The sequence below is a fragment of the Streptococcus australis genome, assembly GCF_015553625.1.
GTDB classification, from domain to species: domain Bacteria; phylum Bacillota; class Bacilli; order Lactobacillales; family Streptococcaceae; genus Streptococcus; species Streptococcus australis_B.
In genome coordinates this window covers 295073-302804 of record NZ_JADNGY010000002.1, presented here as the reverse complement: position 1 = coordinate 302804, position 7732 = coordinate 295073, and the positions used below count along the sequence as shown (strand labels likewise).

Here is a 7732-nt window from a genome sequence, read left to right as displayed (position 1 = left end):
AGTAGGGCTGTAAAAGTTGATGAAATCGGCGTAGTAGAGCCCACTCAACCACTGCGTCTTGCTCGACAATCCAAAGACAATTGAGAGGCTAGGACTTTTGTCCCAGCCTCTTTTGAATTTATGTTGATTTAGATTTCATAGCCGATTAAGAGGCCACCTTCTTCAGCATAGAAGCTACATAGACCAGAGGTCGGAAGGACTTCGATATCCGCATTGGCGAATTTTTCATGGACCAAGGCAGAGAGTTGTTCTACGAATTTTTCGTTGCGACGGTGAGCAATGGTGATATGTCCCCCTTTATAGCCAGCTTTGAGCATTTCTTCAAAAGTAGTGGAAATAGCTTTCTTTTGGCCACGGGCTTTATGGAGAAGCTCAAGGGTCCCGGTATCGCTGGCTTGACCGACCATACGGATATTTAAGAGGCCAACAACAGTCCCGATAATTTTATTGAGACGACCATTTTTGACCAAATTATCGACCTTAGCAAGGACAAAGATCAGTTTGGTTTTCTCTTGGTATTTGGTGATGACTTCGACCACTTGATCAAAGTCAAGGTCCTGGGCGATTAATTGATGAAGTTTGCGAACGAGTAGATCCACTTCACCTCCAGCTGATAAACTATCAATCACATGGATATTGGTAGTCGGATGTTCTTCTTGATAAAGTTTTTTAGCGACTTGAGCACTATTGTGGCTACCAGACAAAGTACCAGTGATGCTAACAACTATAATATTGTCAGCTCCCTCGAAGGCTCTCATATAGTCATCAGGACTGGGACAAGCTGATTTGGAAGCAGTAGTCGTTGCATACATATCTTCCATCATTTTGTCTGTATCCAGATTAGCGTCGTCTGTATAGATGGTCTCACCAATCTGAATGGTAAGGGGAACTGAAACAAAGCTTGTATCTGGTGCAGCGCTTTCATAAGTACGGTAATCACAGCCTGAATCTGCAATAATTTTCCATGTCATTTTTATTACCTCAAAATGTAAAAAATTGTACATTGACAAGTAGTTAGTCTTTTTTTACAATTATATCATGAAGTTGCTTTCTCTGAAAGCAGATACATTCGGATGATACAGATAGAAAGTAAGTGTTATGGCAGAAAGAAAGATATCAGAAAAATCCTTAGAAAATTTGAAACGCTCCAACCAAGAGAGTAATGCCATTACACGGGAATCCCTGGAGATTTCCTTGCTCCAATTGCTAGATAAAAAGGACCTAAAAAAGATCACCATTTCGGAGTTAGTGGAGAGAGCAGGGGTTTCCCGAGCAGCTTTTTACCGAAATTATGAGTCAAAAGAAGAATTGCTGGAATCTATCTTCCAATCAACTGTTTCGAAAATTACCCAGTCTTTAGAGGGTTATAATTTTAAGACCGATTTGTACCAGATTTGGGTTTATCTCTTTAAAGAGGCCAAAAAGGAAGCCCGCATTATCAGCTTAGCCGTCGATTATAATTTTGAAAAACTACTCACCAAGGCTGTTTATGAATTTCTGGAAAAGAGAAGTAAAACTCAGAAATCATCACAAGGACCAGCTAGTTATTTAAATTCCTTCCTCAGCTCAGCCATTGTCTCTGTCTTAGCTAAATGGATTAAGGATGGCATGAAGGTGCCGGCGGAGAAGATGGCCTCCTTGGGTCTTCCCTTGTTTCCTCAAAAGAAAAGAAAATAAAAAATGATCTACTAGATCGAGTGATTATTTCGACTCTAGTAGGTCATTTTTGACTTTATTTAGGAAACGGTCTAGTTCTTTTTGGTTTTTGAGAGCGATGAATTTGTCTGAATAGGTTTGGCCGACAGTCTGATAGCGTGTGACCTGTCTGACTTGGCGACCATCCCAAAGAACCCAGCGGATGAATTCCCAGTCAAAGCGTTCAGGGCAGCCTTCTGCCATACTCTCACGGACGCGGCCTTTATAACGGCGATATCGTTTCCACCCTCTATAGAGGCAGTTCCAACGAGAGAAGTTGAGAAAGATGATCTGGTCGGCTTGCTCCATTCTCTCCTCATAGCAGCAGCAAGAGTAATTGCCATCAATAACCCAGTCTCTATGATCGCTGAGAAACTGTTTCATTTCTTGCTCCATCCAATCTCGGTCACTGTCTATCCAACCCGGTTGAAATTGAAGGGTATCCATGTGGAGCTTTGGAATGGAGTAGTAACGGGCTAGGTTTTCAGCCAAAGTTGACTTGCCGGATCCTGAATAGCCGATAATCATAATTTTCATGTCTTCTCCTCATTTGGAAGCAACAAAAAAAGCTCCGAGGAGCTCATTTTGTATGCAATGCTTGATTAGCCAAGTTTTGCTGCAAGACGTGCTTTATCACGGCTAGCTTTGTTTTTGTGGATCAAACCTTTAGTTTCTGCTTTATCGATAGCTGAGCTAGCAGCGCGGTAAAGTTCTTCAGATGGGTTTGCTTCAAAAGCTTTGATTGCAGTACGCATAGCTGATTTTTGAGCTGAGTTTTTTTCGTTTTGTTTAACGTTCAATTCAGCGCGTTTGATAGCTGATTTAATGTTTGCCAATTTTTTCACCTCCAATGATAATCTAACTCTCTTATTATATCTGAAAACTTTTCTTTTGACAAGCCCAAACTAATTTTTCTTCGAATCGCTATTTTTTTAAAGATTATTTTGTCTTAAAACTCTTATCTCTTGAGATAGATTTCGTCGATCTCATGGTTGGCAGATTTGTGCAGGATCAGTTCGGCTCGGTTCCGGGTGGGCTCGATATAGTCTTTTAGATTTAAGAGGTTGATTGACTCCCATACCTGATGAGCGAAAGTGAGGACTTCTTCTTCAGGTTGCTTGGTAAAGCGGTGGTAGTAGTTGTTTGGATCATCCTTTGCACGGTCCAACAACTTTTTAAAGCGATCGATATACCAGGATTCAATATTGGCAACCTCAGCATCCACATAGATGGAGAAGTCAAAGAAGTCTGTCATATAGAGCCGATCATTTTGAGGATTCTGAAAGACGTTGATTCCTTCTACGATAATGAAATCCGCAGCTTGGATGGTTTGCTTCTGGTCAGGGACGATATCATAAATCTCGTGAGAATAGACGGGGATTTGATAGCTTTGACCATTTTTGAGTTGGTTGAGGAAATCCAAAAGGAGCTCCATATCATAACTTTCAGGGAAGCCCTTGCGATTGAGAATGTTTTGTTCAATCAAGGTGGCGTTGGGATACAAGAAACCATCGGTGGTCACCAATTCAACAGTGGAACCAGAAAAGGTCCGAGAAAGAAGGATTTGAAGGAGACGACTAGTCGTTGATTTGCCGACAGCCACGCTCCCTGAAATTCCAATCATAAAAGGCTGTTTTTTACTTTCCTGTTGGAGAAAAATGCCTTTTGAGAATGCTAAATCCTCTTTCGCTTTTTTGTAGATTTGAATCAGATGTGTCAAGGGTAAGTAGATATCTGTTACATCTTGCAAGCTAATGAGGTCGTTAAAACTCTTGATTGAATTCAATTCCTCTTCAGACAGAGGAGGGGTTGATTTCCGGTGGAGATTTTGCCAAGTTTGTCGATTGATCTTTTCGAAGTGTAGAAATTCTTTATCCATTGCAAGCCTTTCCTCCATAGTGACCTTTAGTATATCAGTTTTGAGATCTTCTGTAAACGATTTAAAAATAGGTTAAATTATGCTATAATGCTAATATGAGTAAAATGTACTATGACGAACATCCAGATGCCCAACATGATATCCATGAGTTACAGGTGGTTCTTTTAGGGGAGCGGATGAAATTTCTGACGGATGCCGGTGTTTTTAGTAAGAAAATGATCGACTTTGGTAGCCAGGTCCTTTTATCTTGTTTGTCCTTCCAGCAAGGAGAGATGGTTTTGGATGTTGGTTGCGGGTATGGTCCACTTGGTCTCTCTTTGGTTAAGGCCCAAGGGATCCATGCGACTATGGTAGACGTCAATACACGGGCTTTAGATCTAGCTCAGAAAAACGCAGATTTAAATCAAGTTGAAGCAAAGATCTTCCAATCCAATGTTTATGATCAGGTTGAGGGAAGTTTTGATCATATTATCAGTAACCCTCCCATTCGGGCTGGGAAAAAGGTAGTCCATGAAGTACTTTCTGGAAGTTTTGACCATTTGAATCCTGGGGGAGACTTAACCATTGTTATCCAGAAAAAGCAGGGTGCTCCTAGTGCGAAAGCTAAAATGGAGGAAGTCTTTGGAAACTGTGAAATCCTCAAAAAAGACAAAGGTTATTATATTTTAAGGAGTGAAAAAGTCACATGAGAGCTGTAGATATCATTCAGAAAAAACGTGATGGCATTGAGTTGAGTAAAGATGAGATTCATTGGTTGATCGAAGGCTATGTGGCTGGAACAGTACCTGATTATCAAATGGCTGCCTTTGCCATGGCGGTTTATTTCAAGGGGATGACGACCCGAGAAATTTCAGATTTGACCATGAAGATGGTGGAGACAGGGGAGCAATTCGACCTTTCCGCTATTAAAGGCATCAAGGTGGACAAACACTCAACAGGTGGTGTAGGGGACAAAGTAACAATTGTACTGGCACCTCTAGTGGCTAGTTTTGGCGTCCCAGTTGCCAAGATGAGCGGTCGTGGTCTTGGACATACAGGGGGGACCATCGATAAGCTAGAATCTATTAAAGGATTCCAAATTGAGCGGACCCAGGAAGAGTTCATTAAACAAGTACAAGAGATTGGCCTTTCTGTCATTGGACAGTCGGACCAATTGGTCATGGCGGATAAGCTTCTCTATGCACTTCGGGATGTAACAGCGACGGTTGATACAATTCCATTGATTGCCAGCTCGGTCATGAGTAAGAAGATTGCGGCTGGAGCGGATGCCATCCTTCTCGATGTCACCGTTGGAGAAGGGGCCTTTATGAAGACCATTGAAGAGGCGCGTGAACTGGCTCGTACCATGGTAGATCTTGGTAATGCTGTTGGTCGTAAGACCATTGCTGTTTTGACAGATATGAGCCAGCCTTTAGGAACCAGCATCGGGAACCGTCTCGAAATTCTTGAAGCCTTAGATATTCTTCAAGGCAAAGGCAGAGAAGATGTGACTCACTTCATTTGTGAATTGGCTCAAATTATGCTGGAACTCGGCGGGGTAACGGCCAGCTTGGAAGAAATCAAGCAGCATCTGACAGCCGGCAAAGCACTGAAGAAGTTTGAAGAAATGGTCCTTGCTCAAGGTGGAGATTTAGACGATCTCTATCGTCCAGTTCAGGTAAAAGAACAAGTGCCTGTCTATGCAGAAGAGGATGGCTATATTGCAGCCTTGCCTGCGATGGAACACGGACTCTTCGCTATGCGTCTTGGGGCTGGCAGAGCAGTCAAATCAGATGATTTAGATTATGAAACAGGGATTGTTTTTGCTAAGAAAGTTGGGGATCCTGTTCAAAAAGGCGACCTTGTTGCAACTATTTATACAAATTTAGAAATTAGTCAAAAAACCATTGCAGAATTCCAAAAAAATGTTAAAATACTAGACAAGGTTGTAAGCGTTTCAGAAATTATTGAAATTGTTTCGTAATTCATTTGGGGGAGATTTATTAATGAAATTAAACAAATATATTGACCACACATTATTAAAACCTGATGCACAACAAGAACAAATCGAGGCTTTGATCGAAGAAGCGAAAGAATATGATTTTGCAAGTGTTTGTGTCCAACCGACCTGGGTCAACTTCGCTGCAGAAGGACTTCGGGATTCAGATGTAAAAGTGTGTACAGTGATTGGTTTCCCTCTTGGCGCAAATACACCAGCTGTTAAAGCATTTGAAACTCAAAATGCCATCCAAAATGGAGCCGATGAGATCGATATGGTCATCAATATCGGTGCCTTGAAATCAAAAAATCTGACATTAGTAGAAGAGGACATTCAGGCTGTTGTAGATGCAAGTGGTGATCGCTTGGTAAAAGTGATCATCGAAACCTGCTTATTGACCGAAACTGAAAAAGTAGTAGCTTGCCAGATCGCTAAATTGGCGGGAGCTGACTTTGTCAAAACTTCGACTGGATTTTCTACTGGTGGGGCAACTGTTGAGGATGTGGCTCTCATGCGCCAGGTTGTGGGACCTGATATGGGAGTAAAAGCATCTGGTGGGACTCGTAGCTATGAGGATGCTCAAGCTATGATCCAAGCGGGTGCTAACCGAATTGGTACTTCCTCTGGAGTAGCCATTATGAAGGGAGAAGTAGCCCATGGCGACTACTGAGTTGATTGACCTAGCTGTAAAAACAAGTGAGAATGCTTATGTACCTTATTCTCATTTTCCAATCGGGGCTGTCCTTGTGACAGATGATGGAAAGCTTTATACAGGCGTCAATGTTGAAAATGCTAGCTTCGGCTTGACCAATTGTGGTGAGCGAACAGCTATCTTCAAGGCTGTTTCAGAAGGAGAGCGTTCATTTAAGGAATTAATTATTTATGGTCAGACTGAAAAACCAGTTTCACCCTGTGGTGCTTGTCGCCAGGTGATGGCTGAATTTTTCGAGCCAGACCTACCGGTTACTTTGGTAGCCAAAGATAAATCGACGGTCGTGATGACGGTCAAGGAATTGCTTCCATATTCCTTTACAGATCTTACCTAGTAACTTCTGTAAAGGCGGTCTATTGACCCTTATATTAATCCGCAACTTAGTTGCATATCTTATTTAGGAGGTTCAGAAATGAACAAGAAACAATGGTTAGGCCTAGGTCTAGTAACTGTCGCTGCAATCGGACTTGCTGCATGTGGAAATCGTGCGTCTCGCAAAGATTCTTCAGATGCAAAAACTGATTTAAAAGCTGCTATCGTTACTGACACAGGTGGTGTTGATGATAAATCATTTAACCAATCTGCATGGGAAGGTCTACAAGCTTGGGGGAAAGAAAACGGTCTTTCTAAAGATAACGGATTTACTTATTTCCAATCTACAAGTGAAGCAGATTTTGCAAATAACTTCAGCCAAGCTGCTACAAACGGCTACAAATTAGTGTACGGTGTTGGTTACAAACTTGCTCCAGCAGTAACAGCTGCGGCAGATGAAAATGCTGACATCAACTACGTTATCATTGACTCTGTTGTTGGTGATAAGAAGAACGTAGCATCTGCTGTTTTTGCGGATAATGAAGCTGCTTACCTTGCAGGGGTTGCTGCTGCCAAAACAACTAAGACTAACAAAGTTGGTTTCATCGGTGGAGCACGTGGTGAAGTTATCACTCGTTTCGAAAAAGGATTTGAAGCAGGCGTGAAGTCTGTAAACAAAGACATTTCAGTAGACGTACAATATGCTGAAGACTTCAACAACCCTGAAAAAGGAAGAACTATTGCAGCGACACAATACGCTGCAGGAGCTGACGTTATTTACCAAGCTGCTGGTGGTACAGGAGCTGGTGTCTTCAAGGAAGCAAAAGACTTGAACGAGAAGAAAAATGAAGACGAAAAAGTTTGGGTTCTTGGTGTAGACCGTGACCAAGTTGATGAAGGTAAATACACTTCAAAAGATGGTAAAGAATCTAACTTCGTATTGGCTTCAACTTTAAAACAAGTTGGTAAAACTGTTCAAGAAATCGCAACTCAAACTGCTGATGGCAAATTCCCAGGTGGAAAAGTGATCACATTTGGTTTGAAAGATGGTGGTGTTGATTTGACAACTTCTAATCTTTCTGAAGATGCTAAAAAAGCAGTAGAAGATGCTAAAAAACAAATTATCGATGGTAGTGTAAAAGCACCTGAGAAATAA

10 protein-coding genes are annotated in these 7732 nt (G+C 41.7%); 6 read left to right on the top strand and 4 right to left on the bottom strand.

Annotated features, from left to right (window positions below; translation table 11 throughout):
• Positions 1-128 precede the first annotated feature (128 nt).
• Positions 129-971, bottom strand: a complete 843-nt coding sequence (locus tag I2D56_RS02965; RefSeq protein ID WP_195347950.1) for a DegV family protein — start codon at positions 969-971, stop codon at positions 129-131.
• A gap of 127 nt (positions 972-1098) precedes the next feature.
• Between I2D56_RS02965 and I2D56_RS02960 the strand changes: the two genes are divergently transcribed.
• Positions 1099-1677, top strand: coding sequence for a TetR/AcrR family transcriptional regulator (locus tag I2D56_RS02960; RefSeq protein WP_023027012.1), 579 nt, complete (start codon positions 1099-1101; stop codon positions 1675-1677).
• A gap of 24 nt (positions 1678-1701) precedes the next feature.
• Here the strand turns inward: I2D56_RS02960 and I2D56_RS02955 are convergent, their stop codons facing one another.
• From I2D56_RS02955 to coaA, 3 genes are all read right to left on the bottom strand, one after another.
• Entirely contained in the window at positions 1702-2232 is a 531-nt protein-coding gene (locus tag I2D56_RS02955; protein ID WP_195347949.1) for a DNA topology modulation protein, read from the bottom strand.
• A 65-nt stretch (positions 2233-2297) separates the two neighbouring features.
• The gene (rpsT, locus tag I2D56_RS02950) at positions 2298-2546 is read right to left on the bottom strand and encodes a 30S ribosomal protein S20 (protein ID WP_023023719.1); all 249 of its coding nucleotides are present in this window, start codon (positions 2544-2546) and stop codon (positions 2298-2300) included.
• A gap of 107 nt (positions 2547-2653) precedes the next feature.
• Positions 2654-3574, bottom strand: coding sequence for a type I pantothenate kinase (coaA, locus tag I2D56_RS02945; protein WP_195347948.1), 921 nt, complete (start codon positions 3572-3574; stop codon positions 2654-2656).
• Positions 3575-3669: 95 nt separating this feature from the next.
• Between coaA and I2D56_RS02940 the strand changes: the two genes are divergently transcribed.
• The 5 genes from I2D56_RS02940 (at position 3670) to I2D56_RS02920 (ending at position 7732) form a co-directional block, all read left to right on the top strand.
• Entirely contained in the window at positions 3670-4263 is a 594-nt protein-coding gene (locus I2D56_RS02940; RefSeq protein WP_154853268.1) for a class I SAM-dependent methyltransferase, read from the top strand.
• A complete protein-coding gene (locus tag I2D56_RS02935) occupies positions 4260-5537 on the top strand; it encodes a pyrimidine-nucleoside phosphorylase (RefSeq protein ID WP_125335879.1) in 1278 nt (425 codons plus the stop codon). Before I2D56_RS02940 ends, I2D56_RS02935 begins: the two co-directional genes overlap by 4 nt.
• Before the next feature lie 22 nt (positions 5538-5559).
• Complete coding sequence (gene deoC / locus I2D56_RS02930) at positions 5560-6222, top strand: deoxyribose-phosphate aldolase (protein ID WP_061564122.1); 663 nt, start codon at positions 5560-5562, stop codon at positions 6220-6222.
• Positions 6209-6598 (top strand): cytidine deaminase, encoded by a 390-nt coding sequence (locus I2D56_RS02925; RefSeq protein ID WP_023027005.1) that lies wholly within the window; start codon positions 6209-6211, stop codon positions 6596-6598. Before deoC ends, I2D56_RS02925 begins: the two co-directional genes overlap by 14 nt.
• Before the next feature lie 78 nt (positions 6599-6676).
• A complete protein-coding gene (locus I2D56_RS02920) occupies positions 6677-7732 on the top strand; it encodes a BMP family lipoprotein (RefSeq protein ID WP_006596011.1) in 1056 nt (351 codons plus the stop codon).